Raw genomic sequence first — 16,569 nt, forward strand, 5'->3', positions numbered from 1 at the left:
GGCAAAGCCCGAGCGGGAGCTTAGTCCATCGCCTTGAAGTTCAGCGCGGCACCGTCCTTGATGCCCGAGAACCAGCGTGCGGTGACGGTTTTGGTCTTGGTGTAGAAGCGGAAGGCATCCGGACCGTATTGGTTCAGATCGCCGAAGGCCGATTTCTTCCAGCCGCCGAAGGTGTAGTAGGACAGCGGAACCGGGATCGGGAAGTTGATGCCGACCATGCCCACATTCACACGGCTTGCGAAGTCGCGCGCCACATCGCCATCGGCGGTGTAGATGGCGGTGCCATTGCCGTATTCATTCTCGATCACCAGAGCCAGAGCCTGCTCGTAGGATTCTGCGCGAACCATCGACAGGACCGGTCCGAAGATCTCCTGCTTGTAGATCTCCATATTCGGGGTGACGTTGTCAAACAGCGTCGGGCCGACATAGAAGCCGTTCTCGTAGCCTTGCAGCTTGAAGCCACGGCCATCGGTGACCAGCGTCGCGCCTTCTTCCACACCCTTGTCGATCAGACCGAGGATACGGTCCTGAGCCGCTTTGGTGATGACCGGACCGTAATCCACGTCTTCGCCTGCGGTATACGGCCCGATTTTCAGCTTCTCGATCTTCGGAACCAGACGCTCGACGAGTTTCTCGGCGGTGCCTTCACCCACCGGAACCGCAACCGAGATTGCCATGCAGCGTTCGCCTGCCGCACCGTAGCCCGCGCCGATCAGCGCGTCTGCGGCTTTGTCCATGTCCGCATCGGGCATGATGATCATATGGTTCTTCGCACCGCCGAAGCACTGCGCGCGCTTGCCGTTGCTGGTGGCGCGGCCATAGATATATTGCGCGATCGGGGTCGAGCCCACGAAGCCTACGGCCTGAATGGTCTCGTCGTCGAGGATCGCGTCTACTGCGGTCTTGTCGCCATTGACGATCTGCAGAACGCCATCGGGCAGGCCTGCTTCTTTCAGCAGTTCGGCCAGACGGAACGAGGTCGAGGGGCAACGCTCGGAGGGCTTGAGGATCATCGCGTTACCGCAGGTCAGTGCGGGCGCCATTTTCCACAGCGGGATCATTGCCGGGAAGTTGAACGGCGTGATGCCGGCCACAACGCCCAGAGCCTGACGCATCGAGTAGAGGTCGATGCCCGGACCGGCGTTATCGGTGTATTCGCCTTTGAGCAGCGACGGACCGCCCTGGCAGACTTCGACCACTTCCAGACCACGCTGCACGTCACCACGTGCATCGGGGATGGTCTTGCCGTGCTCTTTGGAGACCAGCTCTGCCAGCTCTTCCATATTGTCGTTGATCAGCTGCGCGAATTTCATCATCACGCGGGCACGGCGCTGGGGGTTCGTGGCCGCCCATTTCACCTGCGCCTCGGCGGCTTTCGCGATGGCCGATTGCACTTCTTCGACCGTTGCCAGCGCGACCTTGGCCTGAATTTCACCGGTTGCGGGATTGTAGATATCCGCAAAACGACCCGATTTGCCGGCGACATATTCGCCGTTGATCCAATGACCCAGTTCTTTCACGCCTTGGCTCCCGAAATCTTTCATAGTGTCCTCCTCTGTCTGCCCAAGGGCAGTTTCTGGAGAGCAGGCTAGTGTTGCGGGATTGCGCAGAAAAGGGGATAAGTCTCAAAGGACGTTTTGCAAATTCGCAAAGCCTGAAGGGGATGGTGGTAAATGGACTGGGACGATCTGCGTGTTTTCCTTGCGGTGGCCCGTGCCGAGAGCCTTTCGGGCGCGGGGCGCAGCCTGAAATGTGACGCCGCGACAGTCGGGCGGCGTGTCGCGCGGCTCGAGGAGGTGATGTCGACGAAGCTTTTTCTGAAATCTCCCCAAGGCTATACGCTTACCGATCCGGGCACGCGGCTTTTGCCGCATGCCGAGGCGATGGAACAGGTGATGGGGCAGGCCGAAGAGGAGATCAGTGGGCAGGCGGGCAAGCTGACGGGTCAGCTGCGGATCGGTGCGCCTGACGGGATTGCCAATTACTTGCTGCCGCAGATCTGCAAAAGGATCACCGAGGAGAACCCCGAGCTGGATCTGCAGATCGTGGCACTTCCGCGGGTATTCAACCTTTCCAAGCGCGAGGCCGATATGGCGATTGCCGTCTCCCGGCCCACGGCGGGGCGGCTCACGGTCCAGAAACTGGCCGATTACCACCTGCATCTGGCCGCGCATCGCGATTATCTGGCCGCCCATCCGCCGATCCGCACGAAGGCCGATATCAGGGATCATCGGGTTGTCGGTTATATCGCCGACATGATCTTCGACAAGGGGCTCGATTATCTGTCCGAGACAGGGGCGGAGCGGGTGCAGCTGGCTTCGAATTCAGTCTCGGTTCAGATGCAAATGCTGCGGGCCGGTGCAGGGCTGGGCGTGGTGCATGATTTCGCGCTGCCCTTCGCGCCGGGAGTGGTGACGGTGCTGACCGAGGAAGTGGCGATCCGGCGCACCTTCTGGTTGCTGCGCCATGCCGATGATCGCCGCTCCGAGCGGCTGACCCGCGTGGCCGAGATGCTGGGGCAGGGCCTGCGCGCGGAAGTGGCGCGGCTGGAAACATTGGCGGCACAGGGGCTGCCTTTGCCGGAGTAGTTTCGTTTCGGGTTGGGCTTATTAATTCTTTAGAAACCAATGAGCTAGCTTACGCCCAAAAAAGGGGCACCCGCCTGCGGCAGACTGTCGCAACTCTGGCGGGAGTCGCGCGGAAATACGCATCTGGCAATCTCTTGTTCACTGCTCGGGCTTGACATGAAGGGGGTCTGACCCCGACCCTTGAACTTGGGGAAAGGACATTCCAGCCCGAGGAGGATACCATGCAGGTTCTGCAAATTCTGAAGTCGAAGAAAGATGACGGCGTTGTAACCGTAGTGCCCGAGGACTCGATTGCCGATGTGGCCCGCCTGCTTTCGGCGCGCAAGATCGGTGCGGTCGTTGTGTCACGCGATGGCAAACATATCGACGGGATCGTGTCGGAGCGCGATCTGGTGCGCGAGATCGGTCGCCATGGCGGCACCTGCCTGTCGCATCCGGTCTCCACGATCATGTCGACCAAGATCACCAGCTGCTGCCGCACCACCACCACGACCGAGGTTCTCGAAATGATGAGCGCGGGCGGTTTCCGCCATATGCCCGTCGTTGCCGATGGCGAGATGGTCGGTCTGATCTCGATCCGCGATGTGGCTGCGGCGCGTGTGGACGAGTTGCATATGGAAAAAGAAGCCCTGACCGGAATGATCATGGGTAACTGAAAGACTGCGGGTGGGCCAGTGGCCCGCCCTATCGGTCGATGGCGTCAGGGGGTCGATCGCCGGAACTGGTCGTAAATCTGCACCAGTTTTCGCGCTCTGCGCGCGTTAACCCTTGCATCTGCTGACACAATCTTGTTGCCTGTGCCTTGATGACTGCGCGGGCGAGGACGCGCAAAAGCAGAGGTAGGAGCCCCCCAATCATGCGTATCGGCCTGTATCCCGGCACTTTTGATCCGGTTACTCTGGGGCATCTCGATATTATCGAACGCGGCCTGTCGCTTGTGGACCGTCTTGTGATCGGTGTCGCAATCAACCGCGACAAGGGCCCGCTCTTTTCTCTTGAAGAACGCGTCGAGATGATCGAGGCGGAATGTGCGCGGATCACCGCCAAGCGGGGGGGCGAGATCCAGGTCTATCCGTTCGAGAACCTGTTGATCGATTGTGCGGCCGATGTCGGTGCCAATGTGATCATTCGTGGCCTGCGGGCTGTCGCCGATTTCGAATATGAATTCCAGATGGTCGGGATGAACCGCGCACTCAATAGCGAGATCGAGACCGTGTTCATGATGGCCGATGCGCGCCGTCAGGCGATCGCGTCCAAACTGGTGAAGGAAATCGCGCGGCTCGATGGTGATGTGTCGCATTTCGTCACGCCGCTTGTGCATCAACGCCTGACCGCCAAACTGAAAACTGCCTGACCTAAGTCAGGCAGTTGTAAGGTCAGCTTTCGTTCCGGAGCACGGCGGCGGCATTGTTACGGCTGATCTGCGGCGACTGATCGGGGATCTCGGTATAGTTCACATTCTGGAACACCACCGATTCCTCGACCGCCTTCAACGCCATGTTGGCCTTGTCCATATCGCCGGCCTTATAGGCGTCCTGCGCATCTTTCAGCTGCTCGGTTGCAAGATCGGCGGGGATGAGTGCCGAGGACAGACCCACCGAAACATCCGATGCCTTCAGAAGTTTGGCCGCGCCCAGTTGGTCACCATTTGCCGCCATGGTTTGCGCGGCTTCGATCTGATGCTCGTTCTGCTTGGTCACCGAAAAATCGGCGCCGACATTCATGGCCAGATCAAAGGGCACATAGTCGCCGGGCTGTGTAGTGTTCATCGGCGCGATGCCCTTGCTGTCGCTGGCTTCAGCTTTCTGCATATAGGTCAGAGCCCCGTCGATCATCTTGCCTGCAGCCTCTTTCTGGCCATCAAACATAGCGAGGCGTGCGCCGCGCACCGCATGCATCGATAGCGCAGCATTTTTGGAGAGTTTCACAAGGTCTGCATCCGTCGCCGATTTCTGTTCGATTTTCTCCAGATCGGGCGTTTGCGCCTCTTCTGCGAAAACCGGGGCGATCGCGGTGGCGGAGATCAGGCTCCCGATGAGAGCGGCCGAAACAAAACGAGTTTTACAGTCCATCATGTGACTCCTTTCCGAGGAGTAGTTATCGATTAGGGCAGGGATTTCCCGGCGCTGTTGCAAAGATAACGCAGCATGGAAAGAAAGGTTCCGCGATTCCAGTCACATAGCTTTCAAGCCAAAGTGAGTGGAATGAAAAAGGGGCCCCGAGGGCCCCTTTTGTGACACATTTTTGCCAATATTCAGATGAGCTTACCCATCGCCACGGCGGTATCCGCCATACGATTCGAGAAGCCCCATTCATTGTCATACCAGGTCAGAATACGGACCATCGTGCCGTCCATCACCTTCGTTTGATCAAAGGCGAAGGTCGAGCTATGGGGGTCGTGGTTGAAGTCGATCGAGACATTCGGACGCGCGGTATAGCCCAGAACGCCTTTCAGCGGGCCATCAGCGGCGGCTTTGATCGCCTCGTTGATCTCTTCGACGGTGGTTGCACGGGAAGCCTCGAAGGTCAGATCGACGACCGAGACGTTCGGGGTCGGCACGCGGATTGCGACGCCGTCGAGTTTGCCATTGAGTTCCGGCAGAACCAGACCCACGGCCTTGGCCGCACCGGTCGAGGTCGGGATCATCGACAGGGCCGCGGCACGACCACGATAGAGATCCTTATGCATCGTATCCAGCGTCGGCTGGTCACCGGTATAGCTGTGCACGGTGGTCATGAAGCCCTTCACGATGCCCACGCTATCGTTGAGCACCTTGGCCACGGGCGAGAGGCAGTTGGTGGTGCAGGACGCGTTGGAGACAACCAGATCCTCGGCGGTCAGGGTGTTGTCGTTCACACCGAAGACGATGGTCTTGTCGGCACCGTTCGAGGGGGCGGAGACCAGAACGCGCTTGGAGCCGTTCTCCAGATGGATCTTGGCTTTCTCGCGGTCGGTAAAGATGCCGGTGCATTCCAGCGCGACATCGACATCGCCCCAGGGCAGTTCCTTGGGATCGCGCAGCGCGGTGACACGGATCGGGCCACGGCCAACATCGATCCAGTCCTCGCCAGTGGTGACTTCACCCGGGAACCGGCCATGAACCGAATCGAACCGGATGAGATGCGCGTTGGTTTCGACGGGCCCGAGGTCGTTGATCGCCACAACCTCGATATCGGTCCGACCGGATTCGATAATACCGCGCAGAACGTTGCGCCCGATCCGACCGAAACCGTTGATCGCTACTTTGACCGTCATCTTTGTCTCCTCTCTTCTGCGACGCCTTTGTCGTCGTTTGCGCTAACATGAACATTCGCCATGAAAGGTCAACGCGAATGTAGGGTCATCAGCGCCAGAATTGAAGATAATCGACAAGATCAGTCAATTTGACAGTAAGGAAGAAGAGCGTGTGGCCGCCGGTCAGGATGAAATCGGCGATGATCGCCAGCACGACGAAGGCGGCCAGCCAAAGAGCGATGATGTTGGTCATAGACCCCCGTTTCCGCTCCCGGCTGGCCGGAAGCCTCAGTTCAGCAGAAGACGGCCCATCGTGCCGGCCACATCGGCCATCCGGCAGGAGAAGCCCCATTCGTTATCATACCAAGCCAGCACGCGCACAAGCTTGCCACCGGTGACTTTCGTCTGGTCGGGAGCAAAAATCGACGAGTAGGGGGTGTGGTTGAAGTCGATCGAGACCTTGGGCTCGGGATCATAGGCCAGAACCTTGCCCATATGGCCCATTGCGGCCTCGCGCACCACCTCGTTCACGTCCTCGACGGTCACGGTCTTTTTGGCGATGAAGGTCAGGTCTACCGCCGAGACATTCGGCGTGGGGACGCGGATAGAGGAGCCATCAAGGCGGCCGGCGAGTTCGGGCAGCACCTCGCCAATGGCCTTGGCAGCACCCGTCGAGGTCGGGATCATCGCCATTGCGGCGGCGCGGGCGCGGTAGAGATCCTTATGGCGGCGGTCCAGCGTCGGCTGGTCACCGGTATAGGAATGGATGGTGGTCATCACGCCCGAGTCGATACCGATGGCGTCATTGAGGACCTTGGCCAGCGGCGCGAGGCAGTTCGTGGTGCACGATCCGTTCGAGACAACCTCATCGGCCAGCGTCAGATCGCGGTGGTTCACGCCATAGACGACCGTCCGGTCAACGGCGGTCGCGGGGGCCGAGACCAGCACGCGCTTAGCACCGCGGGTCAGGTGAACGGCGGCCTTGTCGCGGGCATTGAACTTGCCGGTGCATTCCATGACAACGTCTACGCCCTCCCAATCCAGCTCCTGCGGATTATAGGTCGACATTACCTCGATCGGGCCCTGGCCGAGATCGAGCGTGTTTCCCTCGACCTTCACCTGACCACCAAAGCGCCCATGGACCGAGTCGTATTTCAGAAGATGGGCATTGGTCGCAATCGGCCCGGTGGCGTTGATCTTGACGACCTGCACATCATTGCGCGCGGCTTCCGCGATATGCGCCAGAGTGCAGCGCCCGATACGGCCGAAACCGTTAATCCCGATGGTGACTGTCATGATGCTCTCCCAAGCGAAGCGATCGGATGCGTGAATTGCCCCTTGGATACCATCGCATGCGTTTCGAGAAAACATTTCAGATCAATATGCTAGCGTAAACATTCCAAGGTTGCGCTAACGGTGGCGATAACTTCGGCAGCTTACTGCTGGGCGCGCCGCGGGAGTGCCCTCTTGCGACGGCAATGGGGGAATCGATTGCATCGATAAAAGGCTTAATCCTCGTCCTCGGCAACAAGGAAGATCTCGCCTGCGGCCTCCATCTCGCGGATCGCGTTGACCACGACGCCATAGGCGTCCTCGGCATCCTTGTCCTTGACCTTGCCCAGTGTCTGCATCTCCTCGCGCAGACCATCGGCCATCCGCTTGGACATGTTCTCGAGGATGAATTCCGCCGCTTTCTGGTTCTCGCCCGAGGTCGAGGCCGCAAGCGCGGTCAGCAGGTTCTCTTGAGGGATATTGCGCAGGATCTTCGGCAGGTCTTTCTTGGCGATACGCACAGGGATATTGGCGAAGGTGAAGATCGCCTTGCGCACCTGATCGGCGAAATCCTTATCGGCCTCATCAAGGCCGTTCAGCACATCGTCACGCGTTGTGGCACGGGTGTAGTTGAGAATCGCCCCCACACGCTCGACAGGGCCGGAGGTAAAGGCGCGCACTGGCACGGCATCCACCTGCGCGATAATCGCCTGACCGATCTTCCAGACGGTTTCCGGCGCGATATTGCCGGTCAGCGAGACGGCATAGGCCACACGGCGTGCTTTCTCGCCCGGCATTTTCGAGAGCAGTTCGGCCGATTTCGCCACCGTTAGCTTGGAGAGCAGCACGGCGCAGATCTCTATGCTTTCCTCATCCGCAATCGGCACCAGAGCATCGGTTTCGAGTGCGGCAATCCGCTCCCACGGGTCGGAGCGCGAATTGCCCGCCGCGAGTTTGCGTAGCCGGCTCTCGGCAGAGGGCGTCAGCTGGCCCTGCAAAAGCTTCAGGGCGGAATCCAGACCACCGGCAAATGTGATACCGATCGCCTCCAGTTCGGTGCAGAATTCCTCGATCACCGTATTCATGGTGTCCTTGTCGACGAGGCTCAGGCGCGAGATTTCCTCGGCAAGCTCCGTCTGCTGGTCATCGCTTAGCTGCATCAGCGGCAGTTTCTCGCCCTCGGAGGACAGAAGACGCACGATGATGGCGGCTTTCTGCTTTTTGCTCAATGCGGGGCGAGAGCTTCCCATATCGAAGCTGGCCGCCGAAAAATTCCCCAAAGTGGCAAGTTGGTTCACCCGAGACTCCATGACTTTCTGCCTTGTATCGGCACACATTCGCAGTTCAGCGTTAAGGGGCGGTTACCGGAAATCAGAAAAAAACACGCAATTCGCGTAAGTTAACTATACTCACAACCAGAATGAGAAAAAGGCGCCCACGAAGGGGCGCCTTTTCATAAACGATACTGATGACCTTACGCGCCGAAGACGCGCTTGAAGATCGTGTCGACATGTTTGGTATGGTAGTCCATGTCGAATTTCGCGTTGATACCGTCCACGCCAAGCGCCTTGACGACCTCTTCATCAGCAAGCAGCAGCTCGCGGAAGTCCAGACGCTCTTCCCAGACCTTCAGCGCATTGCGCTGCACCATGGAATAGGCGTCCTCGCGCGACACACCCGCTTGCGTCAGCGCCAGAAGCACGCGCTGGCTCATCACCAGACCCGGGAACTTGTTCATGTTGTCGAGCATGTTCTGCGGGAAGATCAGCATCTTCTCGACGACGCCTGCCAGACGGTTCAGTGCGAAGTCCAGCGTGATGGTCGCGTCGGGGCCGATGCCACGCTCGACCGAGCTATGCGAGATGTCACGCTCGTGCCAGAGCGCCACGTTCTCCATCGCGGGCACCACGGTCATGCGCACCAGACGCGCCAGACCGGTCAGGTTCTCGGTCAGAACGGGGTTTTTCTTATGCGGCATCGCCGACGAGCCCTTCTGGCCCATCGAGAAGAATTCCGCGCCTTCCAGCACTTCGGTGCGCTGCATATGGCGGATCTCGATGGCAACGTTCTCGATCGAGGAGGCGATCACGCCCAGCACCGCAAAGAACATTGCATGGCGGTCACGCGGAATGACCTGTGTGGAGATCGGCTCGGGGGTCAGGCCCAGCTGCTTGCACACATGCTCCTCGACCGCCGGATCGATATTGGCAAAGGTGCCGACCGCACCCGAGATCGCGCCGGTCGCGACTTCCGCGCGGGCTGCCTGCAGACGGGCCTTGTTGCGGTCCATCTCGGCATAGAAGCGGGCAAAGGTCAGACCCATCGTGGTGGGCTCGGCGTGGATACCATGCGAGCGGCCAACGCGGACGGTATTCTTATGCTCCATCGCGCGGGTCTTGAGCGCGGCCAGAACGCGGTCGAGATCGGCCAGCAGGATGTCGGCGGCGCGCACCAGTTGCACGTTGAGGCAGGTATCGAGCACGTCCGAGGAGGTCATGCCCTGATGCACGAAGCGCGCCTCTTCCGAACCGACATGCTCGGCCAGATGGGTCAGGAAGGCGATCACGTCATGTTTGGTGACGGCTTCGATCTCGTCGATGCGCGCGACATCGAACTCGACATCCTTGGCTTTCCAGACGGCGTCTGCATTCTCCTTGGGGATCACGCCGAGGGCGGCCTGTGCATCGCAGGCATGGGCTTCGATCTCGTACCAGATCTTGAATTTGGTGGCCGGTTCCCAGATGTCGACCATCTCTTTACGGGCATAACGCGGGATCATGCTTGAGACCTTTCGATTGCGCTTGATGTGTGCTGTCGGGGCGCTTCTAGACCGCGCGCCCCGTTCGGGCAAGGCGGAGGGGCAGCGATGGGGAGGGAAACTGGCCGATTTAGCGCATCAATGGCGGTAGGGAGAGTAAAATCGGGGCGCTTGCGCGCTCGGTGTCGCGGCGTGGCGCATAATCGGGCGAATCCATCGCGCGATGCGTTGCCGGACGCCGGAATTTCGCGCACCGATCCGGCCATCGTCTCTGAAACGGGCGTGAGTGTCGCAAACTGGCCCGCGCATGGCGCAAAGCTGCTTGCCGGGAACCGCGCGCGGGGGCAGCTTCGGGGCATGGAACATGTGTTGCAATCCCGTCTGTCTTTCGCCCCTTGGGCCGATCCGCGCACCAACCGGTTGCCGGGGATCGTGCCGCTCGATCTGGCCGACTGGATCGAGGTGGATGACGCCTATGCGGGGCAGATGGCCTTGCGCGAGGCGCTGATCGCCGAGCGCGAGGAGGCGGTGCATGCGCTTTTGCCGCAGGCCGAAGAGGCTGCGCGGGAGCTCTACGGGATGGTGTTGGATCTGCTGCCCGCCAAGGGCTACCGGCAGGAGGGGGAGCGGATGATCTGCCCCGACGGGCGCGCGGTCCTGCTCGACGCGCAGCATCCGCTTCTCACGCTCGGAAGGCTCACTCAGAACGATTTCTGCCTGATGCAGGACGGGCCTTCGGGCGAGCATCTGCTGACCGGCGCGATCCTGTGTTTTCCGGCGGGCTGGCAGCTCTCCGAGAAAATCGGCCGCCCGATGATGCGTATCCATAAGCCCGTCGAGATCTATACGGAGGATCTGGGCCGCCGTGTGCAGCGCTTGCTGGACGGGGTGCAACCGGGGCGGGCGCTGATGCGCGGGACCGCCTCGCGCACAGGTCAGCATCTCTTCGACAGCCGCCCAGAAGCCGAGCGCGGTCGGGCGCGAGCGGAGCGCCCTCTGATCCGCGTCGAGCGGCAGGGGCTCGTGCGGCTACCGCAGACCCGTGCGGTGGTGTTTTCCATCCATACGCAGATGGTGCACCCCGAAAGCCTCAGCGCCCACGAGGCGCAAACGCTGGAGACCAGCCATTTACGCCTCGGTATCTGATACTTAGCGGCTTTCCCACAGATAGCGGGCGCGCATCTCGTCCATATCCCGGCGGATCATCGACGGGATCAGGAGCGCATCGATCAGCCACCAGAGCCCCACAAAAGCCAAGGGAATATAGCCGATCAGGATCACCGCCAGCGCCGTGCCGATCCCGAACAGGATGAGCATGATCAGCCCCGACATCCACCGCCCGAGATAGAAGCGGTGCACGCCCAGCATCGGCAGGAAAAACCATAGAAGATAGGCGATCAGCGCCGATTTTTTTTCGTTGGCCACGCGCTGCTCTACATAAAGCTGACGGGTCTCGTCCATGTGATGTAAATCCTTGTTACATGTGTCTTTATGGATATGGGGAGAGAGGGGCGCGTTTCAAGGGGCGCTTGCGTAAGGCAGGCCCCGCCCATGCAAAAGGCCCCGCCACGAGGGGCGGGGCCTTTCTCGTCATATCAGCCGATCAGGCTTTGGCGAGATTGCGCAGCACATAATGCAGCACGCCGCCATTCTTGAGATATTCGATCTCGACGGCCGTATCGATCCGCGCCTTCAGCTTGATCTCCTTTTTGCTGCCATCGGCATATTCGATGGTGCAGGGGACAAGGCTCAGCGGTTTGATATCGCCCTCGAGCCCTTCGATCGTCACCACTTCCTCTCCGGTCAGATCAAGCGACTTGCGGGTATCGCCTTCGGTGAACTCGAAGGGAATGACCCCCATGCCGATCAGGTTCGAGCGGTGGATCCGCTCGAAGCTCTCGGCGATCACACCCTTGACGCCCAGAAGGTTCGTGCCCTTGGCCGCCCAGTCGCGCGAGGAGCCCGCACCATATTGCTCGCCGCCGAAGATCACCAGCGGCGTGCCCGCTTTCTGATACTCCATTGAGGCGTCAAAGATGGTGGTCTGTTCTCCATCGGGCCCCTTGGTGAAGCCGCCCTCGACACCATCGAGCATCTCGTTCTTAATGCGGATATTGGCGAAGGTGCCGCGCATCATGACTTCATGGTTGCCGCGGCGCGAGCCGTAGCTGTTGAAGTCCTTCGGCGCGACCTGACGCTCGGTCAGATATTTACCGGCAGGGGTCGATGGTTTGAACGAGCCTGCGGGCGAGATGTGGTCGGTGGTGATCATATCCCCCAAGAGCGCCAGCACCCGCGCTCCCTTGATATCCGAGATGGTGCCGGCCTCGGGCTTCATCCCCTGGAAATAGGGCGGGTTCTGGATATAGGTCGAGGAGGCCGGCCAGTCATAGGTCTCGCCGCCATTGACTTCTACTGCCTGCCATTTCTCGTCGCCCTTGAACACATCGGCATATTTCGACTGGAAGGCCTCGCGGGTGACGACCTTGGCCACCAGATCCGCCACTTCCTTATCCGACGGCCAGAGGTCTTTTAGATAGACATCTTTGCCCTCGGGGGTCTGCGCGATGGGGCTCGCGGCGAGGTCGATATTCATATCGCCCGCCAGCGCATAGGCCACTACCAGTGGCGGCGAGGCCAGATAATTGGCGCGCACATCAGGGCTGATCCGCCCCTCGAAGTTGCGGTTGCCCGACAGGACCGAGGTCGCGATCAGGTCGTTGTCATTGATCGCTTTCGACAGATCGGGATGGATCGGACCGGAATTACCGATACAGGTGGTGCAACCATAGCCCACGAGGTTGAAGCCCACCGCGTCGAGATCTTCCTGCAAGCCTGCGGCATTGAGATATTCGGTCACCACCTGGCTCCCGGGTGCCAGCGAGGTTTTCACCCACGGTTTGCGGTTCAGGCCCAGTTCCCGCGCCTTGCGCGCCACAAGCCCTGCCGCGATCAGCACATAGGGGTTCGAGGTATTGGTGCAGGACGTGATCGAGGCAATCACGACAGAGCCGTCATGCAGGGTGATCTCCTCGCCCTCGAACTCCATTGTCACCGATTTTTTCAGATCGGCCACGGTATCAGGGGCAGGAGCCTCGGCCAGCATATCGGCGGACGCCTGGGATTCATCTTGGCCGCGGAATTCGCGCACCACGGCGTCGAAGGCGGTCGCGGCATTGGTCAGCGCGACGTAATCCTGCGGGCGTTTCGGGCCCGAGATCGCCGGGACGATGGTGTCCATATCGAGTTCGAGCGTCGAGGAGTAGATCGGTGCGTAATCCGCATCGCGCCAGAAGCCGTTCTCCTTGGCATAGGCCTCGACCAGCGCGATCCGGTCCTTCTCGCGTCCGGTCTGTTCCAGATAGCGCAGGGTTTCGGCATCAATCGGGAAGAAGCCACAGGTGGCGCCATATTCGGGCGCCATATTGGCGATGGTGGCGCGTTGCGCAAGCGGCAGGTTATCGAGCCCATCGCCATAGAATTCGACGAATTTGTTCACCACACCATGTTTGCGTAGCATCTCGACGACCTTTAGCACGAGGTCGGTGCCGGTGGTGCCCTCGACCATGGCGCCGGTCAGCTTGAAGCCCACGACCTCGGGGATCAGCATGGAGATCGGCTGGCCCAGCATCGCGGCCTCGGCCTCGATGCCACCCACGCCCCAGCCCAGAACGGCGGCGCCATTGACCATCGTGGTATGGCTGTCAGTGCCGACCAATGTATCGGGATAGGCGACCTCGTTGCCCTCCTGATCGGTATCGGTCCAGACGGTCTGGGCGAGATATTCGAGGTTCACCTGATGGCAGATGCCGGTTCCGGGCGGCACGACGCGGAAATTCTTGAACGCGGTCTGGCCCCATTTGAGGAATTCGTAGCGCTCCATATTACGCTCGTATTCGCGATCCACATTCATCTGGAAGGCGCGCGGATTGCCGAATTCGTCGATCATCACCGAGTGGTCGATCACCAGATCGACGGGCACCAGCGGGTTGATCTTCTGGGCGTCGCCGCCCAAGCCCTTGATGCCGTCGCGCATCGCGGCCAGATCCACGACGGCGGGAACGCCGGTGAAATCCTGCATGAGCACGCGGGCAGGGCGGTAGGCAATCTCGCGAGGGTTCTTCCCGCCTTTTTCGGCCCACTCGCCGAAGGCCTTGATGTCATCGACCGACACCGAAAAGCCGTCGTCTTCGAAGCGGAGAAGATTTTCAAGGACGACCTTCAACGAGGCGGGCAGCTTGGAGAAATCGCCAAGCCCCGCATCGGAGGCTGCCTGAATGGAATAATAGGAAAAAGTCTTGTCGCCGACCGTCAGCTTGCGACGGGTCTTGGCGGTATCATTGCCGGTTTCGATGGGCATGTGTCTGGCCTCCCTCTAGGTCAATAGGGTATCGCTGCCCCTAATCTGGAGCGGTAAGGGGGGGAGGACAAGGGGGCAGGCGCAATTTTTGTATGCAACAGTATACTGCGCACGAGGGCGATCGGGCTCCGGCGACATGCCGGAACATACGACACCCTGCAAGGCGCGCCGCGTGCGGGCCCTCAATATCTGACCGGCCCTGCGACTGATGCTAATGCGCGGGAAGCGAGAGTCCACCTTAATCCGTGCCGCTGCTCGGGTGGGCGTTGCAAATCTGCGCCAGTTACCGATTAACCGTATATCCATCTTGCTGGCGAATTCTGTCGCGTGGCAAATATGACGCCGTAACCGTGCCCGTGCCATCTCGCAAAACCTTGATTGGCTTTCATCACAGGGGCTGATTAAGTCTTCTGGCGGAATGTAAAGGATTTGGACGCTTCCATGACGACTGCGCAGGTGGATCATCCGGCGAAAAGACAACAGTTCCGCGCCTTGCCCTTGCGCTTTGCGCTCCTGTTCAGCCTTGGCGCGTTCGCGGGAGCGGTGTGCCTGTCCGATCCGGTCTGGGCGCAGGAGGGCACCCCGACTGATATGATGGGAGGCGCGCAGACACCTTCCGTGCCGCCCTCCCTTCAGGACGGGCTCCAGCAGAACGATCAGGCCGCGACCGGCAGCGCCACAGGATCCGAGGATGTCGCGTCGTCGCGCGACATCGCCACGCTCGACACGCCCGATATGCGCACACCGATCGTGGTCGAGCTGTTCACCTCGCAAGGTTGTGCGGCCTGCCCGCCCGCCGACAAGCTGTTGCAGGGGCTGGCCGCGCGGGACGATGTGATCGCGCTCGCTTTGCATGTGGATTACTGGGATTATCTGGGCTGGAAGGATCCCTTCGGCCAGCCAGCCTTCACCTCGCGCCAGAAGGGCTATGCCCGTGCGGTAAAGGAGCGGATGATCTACACCCCGCAGATGATCGTGAATGGTCAGCAGCGCCTCTTGGGCGCTGACCGGATGGCGATCAAATCCGCCCTCGATGCCGCAACATCGAAACCCTCGCCGGTCGAGATCTCGGTGGCGCAGGACGGAGCCAACTACCGGATCTCGCTGGCCGCCAAGACTGCGCTCGGGCAGGATGCCATGGTGCAGGTGGTGCGTTATATCCCCGATGCCTCCGTCGATATCCTGCGCGGCGAGAATGCGGGACTGACCGTCAATTACGCCAATATCGTGACCCAGTGGCATATCGTGGCTGATTGGGATGGCGAGACGCCAATGAGCTTTGATACGCAGGTCGAGGGCGATAATCCGGCGGTGGTGATCGTCCAGACCTCGCAGCCCGGGCGAACCGTTCCATTGCCCGGCGCGATCGTCGGCTCCGCGCGCATCAAGTAACGACCAATTGCGGCGATATTGCCGAAGCCCCGACCTTCTGGCGGGGCTTTTTTGCTGCGTTTATTTCTTGCGCCAGCGGCGGTGGATCCAGAGCCATTGGTCCATATGCGCGCGCACCTGCGCCTCGAGCGAATGCAGGGTAACCTGTGTCATCTCTTCGGGCGTCGTAGGTGGCACGGGGGTATCGACAAAGATACGGAAGCTCAACCCGTCGGGCTGGCGGATCGCATAGATCGGAATCAGATCCGCTTCGAGCCGAAGCGCCATCTCTGCCGCCGATAGCGGCGAGGGCGCGGGATGGCCGAAGAAGTCGAGCATTGCTCCGCTACGGAAATACTGGTCCGTTGCCAGCGCCACCATGCCGCCCGATTTCAGATGCCGCAGCATATTGGTCATGCCGCGGCGGTCACGCGGGAAGAGTGGCGTGCCGACGGTCTCGATCGCGGCCAGATAGTCGCGGTTGAAAAGCGCGTTGTTCATCGGGCGGTAGAGCCCCGCAATCGGGAAGCCCCGCGCGATCAGCACGCCCCGGGCCGCGTCATAATTGCCGAAATGCCCCGAAACGAGCACGCAAGGGCGGCCTTCTTCCTTCAGTTGGATGAGCCGCGCCGCACCCGGACCTTCGATGGCCACATTGCCCACATGCGCGATGAACTCTTGTCCCGAGAACATCTCGGCCAGCGTGCGCCCGATATTGTCGGGCACGGCACGGCAGAGATGCTCGACCTCGGTCTGCGGCATATCGGGGCAGGTCAGGGCCAGATTGGCACGGATACGGCGCCGGAAGCCCAGCACCGGCGAGACCCATGTCATCAGCCGTCCCGCCATGGGGATGCGCTTTTCATAGGGCATCAGCTGCAACAGCCCCATCCCCGCCCTGAAGACGGTATTCGACAGCTTGTCGGTGAGGCTCGGGGTTGCGCGTTTGGGCATCGGGGTCTCCGTCTTGTGCCACAGGGGGCGG

15 protein-coding genes are annotated in these 16,569 nt (G+C 60.5%); 5 read left to right on the forward strand and 10 right to left on the reverse strand.

The features are described from left to right. Positions 1-20 precede the first annotated feature (20 nt). Positions 21-1,520 (reverse strand): CoA-acylating methylmalonate-semialdehyde dehydrogenase, encoded by a 1,500-nt coding sequence (locus WDB91_RS09665; protein WP_339114500.1) that lies wholly within the window; start codon positions 1,518-1,520, stop codon positions 21-23. 153 nt (positions 1,521-1,673) lie between these two features. On the opposite strand from WDB91_RS09665, the gene WDB91_RS09670 reads away from it, so the two are divergent. The 3 genes from WDB91_RS09670 (at position 1,674) to coaD (ending at position 3,942) form a co-directional block, all read left to right on the forward strand. Beyond that, positions 1,674-2,588: a LysR family transcriptional regulator gene (locus WDB91_RS09670; RefSeq protein WP_339112354.1), complete on the forward strand. Its 915-nt coding sequence runs from the start codon at positions 1,674-1,676 to the stop codon at positions 2,586-2,588. A gap of 221 nt (positions 2,589-2,809) precedes the next feature. After that, positions 2,810-3,244: a CBS domain-containing protein gene (locus WDB91_RS09675; protein WP_339112355.1), complete on the forward strand. Its 435-nt coding sequence runs from the start codon at positions 2,810-2,812 to the stop codon at positions 3,242-3,244. Between the two features lie 200 nt (positions 3,245-3,444). Continuing rightward, on the forward strand, positions 3,445-3,942 hold the full coding sequence (coaD, locus tag WDB91_RS09680; RefSeq protein WP_339112356.1) for a pantetheine-phosphate adenylyltransferase: 498 nt from the start codon (positions 3,445-3,447) through the stop codon (positions 3,940-3,942). A gap of 22 nt (positions 3,943-3,964) precedes the next feature. Here coaD and WDB91_RS09685 read toward each other — a convergent pair whose 3' ends face one another. The 6 genes from WDB91_RS09685 to purB form a co-directional block, all read right to left on the reverse strand. Further along, a complete protein-coding gene (locus WDB91_RS09685; protein WP_339112357.1) occupies positions 3,965-4,663 on the reverse strand; it encodes a YfdX family protein in 699 nt (232 codons plus the stop codon). A gap of 179 nt (positions 4,664-4,842) precedes the next feature. Next, a complete protein-coding gene (gap, locus tag WDB91_RS09690) occupies positions 4,843-5,844 on the reverse strand; it encodes a type I glyceraldehyde-3-phosphate dehydrogenase (protein WP_339112358.1) in 1,002 nt (333 codons plus the stop codon). A gap of 88 nt (positions 5,845-5,932) precedes the next feature. Beyond that, the gene (locus tag WDB91_RS09695) at positions 5,933-6,076 is read right to left on the reverse strand and encodes a glyceraldehyde-3-phosphate dehydrogenase (protein WP_339112359.1); all 144 of its coding nucleotides are present in this window, start codon (positions 6,074-6,076) and stop codon (positions 5,933-5,935) included. A 35-nt stretch (positions 6,077-6,111) separates the two neighbouring features. Beyond that, positions 6,112-7,119, reverse strand: a complete 1,008-nt coding sequence (gene gap / locus WDB91_RS09700) for a type I glyceraldehyde-3-phosphate dehydrogenase (protein WP_339112360.1) — start codon at positions 7,117-7,119, stop codon at positions 6,112-6,114. Between the two features lie 212 nt (positions 7,120-7,331). Next, positions 7,332-8,393: a FliG C-terminal domain-containing protein gene (locus WDB91_RS09705; protein WP_339112361.1), complete on the reverse strand. Its 1,062-nt coding sequence runs from the start codon at positions 8,391-8,393 to the stop codon at positions 7,332-7,334. Between the two features lie 176 nt (positions 8,394-8,569). Beyond that, entirely contained in the window at positions 8,570-9,874 is a 1,305-nt protein-coding gene (purB, locus tag WDB91_RS09710; protein WP_339112362.1) for an adenylosuccinate lyase, read from the reverse strand. A 171-nt stretch (positions 9,875-10,045) separates the two neighbouring features. On the opposite strand from purB, the gene WDB91_RS09715 reads away from it, so the two are divergent. Next, positions 10,046-10,999: a DUF3445 domain-containing protein gene (locus tag WDB91_RS09715; RefSeq protein WP_339112363.1), complete on the forward strand. Its 954-nt coding sequence runs from the start codon at positions 10,046-10,048 to the stop codon at positions 10,997-10,999. A gap of 3 nt (positions 11,000-11,002) precedes the next feature. Here the strand turns inward: WDB91_RS09715 and WDB91_RS09720 are convergent, their stop codons facing one another. Both WDB91_RS09720 and acnA read right to left on the reverse strand, forming a co-directional pair. Beyond that, complete coding sequence (locus WDB91_RS09720) at positions 11,003-11,314, reverse strand: TM2 domain-containing protein (protein ID WP_339112364.1); 312 nt, start codon at positions 11,312-11,314, stop codon at positions 11,003-11,005. 142 nt (positions 11,315-11,456) lie between these two features. After that, the gene (gene acnA / locus WDB91_RS09725) at positions 11,457-14,213 is read right to left on the reverse strand and encodes an aconitate hydratase AcnA (protein WP_339112365.1); all 2,757 of its coding nucleotides are present in this window, start codon (positions 14,211-14,213) and stop codon (positions 11,457-11,459) included. A gap of 441 nt (positions 14,214-14,654) precedes the next feature. Here acnA and WDB91_RS09730 point away from each other — a divergent pair, with 441 nt between their 5' ends. Continuing rightward, positions 14,655-15,605: a DUF1223 domain-containing protein gene (locus WDB91_RS09730; protein WP_339112366.1), complete on the forward strand. Its 951-nt coding sequence runs from the start codon at positions 14,655-14,657 to the stop codon at positions 15,603-15,605. A 60-nt stretch (positions 15,606-15,665) separates the two neighbouring features. Here the strand turns inward: WDB91_RS09730 and WDB91_RS09735 are convergent, their stop codons facing one another. Continuing rightward, positions 15,666-16,538 carry a lysophospholipid acyltransferase family protein gene (locus WDB91_RS09735; protein WP_339112367.1) on the reverse strand — a complete coding sequence of 291 codons (873 nt, stop codon included), beginning with the start codon at positions 16,536-16,538 and terminating at the stop codon, positions 15,666-15,668. Between the last annotated feature and the right edge of the window lie 31 nt (positions 16,539-16,569).

It is taken from the genome of Thioclava sp. GXIMD2076, assembly GCF_037949795.1.
In the GTDB taxonomy this organism is placed as follows: domain Bacteria; phylum Pseudomonadota; class Alphaproteobacteria; order Rhodobacterales; family Rhodobacteraceae; genus Thioclava; species Thioclava kandeliae.

Bases quoted from the DNA above. Each gene is read 5' to 3' on its own strand.
- purB (WP_339112362.1), bottom strand. From the start codon at position 9,874: ATGATCCCGCGTTATGCCCGTAAAGAGATGGTCGACATCTGGGAACCG.
- acnA (WP_339112365.1), bottom strand. From the start codon at position 14,213: ATGCCCATCGAAACCGGCAATGATACCGCCAAGACCCGTCGCAAGCTG.
- gap (WP_339112358.1), bottom strand. From the start codon at position 5,844: ATGACGGTCAAAGTAGCGATCAACGGTTTCGGTCGGATCGGGCGCAAC.
- coaD (WP_339112356.1), top strand. From the start codon at position 3,445: ATGCGTATCGGCCTGTATCCCGGCACTTTTGATCCGGTTACTCTGGGG.
- WDB91_RS09735 (WP_339112367.1), bottom strand. From the start codon at position 16,538: ATGCCCAAACGCGCAACCCCGAGCCTCACCGACAAGCTGTCGAATACC.
- WDB91_RS09720 (WP_339112364.1), bottom strand. From the start codon at position 11,314: ATGGACGAGACCCGTCAGCTTTATGTAGAGCAGCGCGTGGCCAACGAA.
- WDB91_RS09675 (WP_339112355.1), top strand. From the start codon at position 2,810: ATGCAGGTTCTGCAAATTCTGAAGTCGAAGAAAGATGACGGCGTTGTA.
- WDB91_RS09730 (WP_339112366.1), top strand. From the start codon at position 14,655: ATGACGACTGCGCAGGTGGATCATCCGGCGAAAAGACAACAGTTCCGC.
- gap (WP_339112360.1), bottom strand. From the start codon at position 7,119: ATGACAGTCACCATCGGGATTAACGGTTTCGGCCGTATCGGGCGCTGC.
- WDB91_RS09685 (WP_339112357.1), bottom strand. From the start codon at position 4,663: ATGATGGACTGTAAAACTCGTTTTGTTTCGGCCGCTCTCATCGGGAGC.
- WDB91_RS09670 (WP_339112354.1), top strand. From the start codon at position 1,674: ATGGACTGGGACGATCTGCGTGTTTTCCTTGCGGTGGCCCGTGCCGAG.
- WDB91_RS09695 (WP_339112359.1), bottom strand. From the start codon at position 6,076: ATGACCAACATCATCGCTCTTTGGCTGGCCGCCTTCGTCGTGCTGGCG.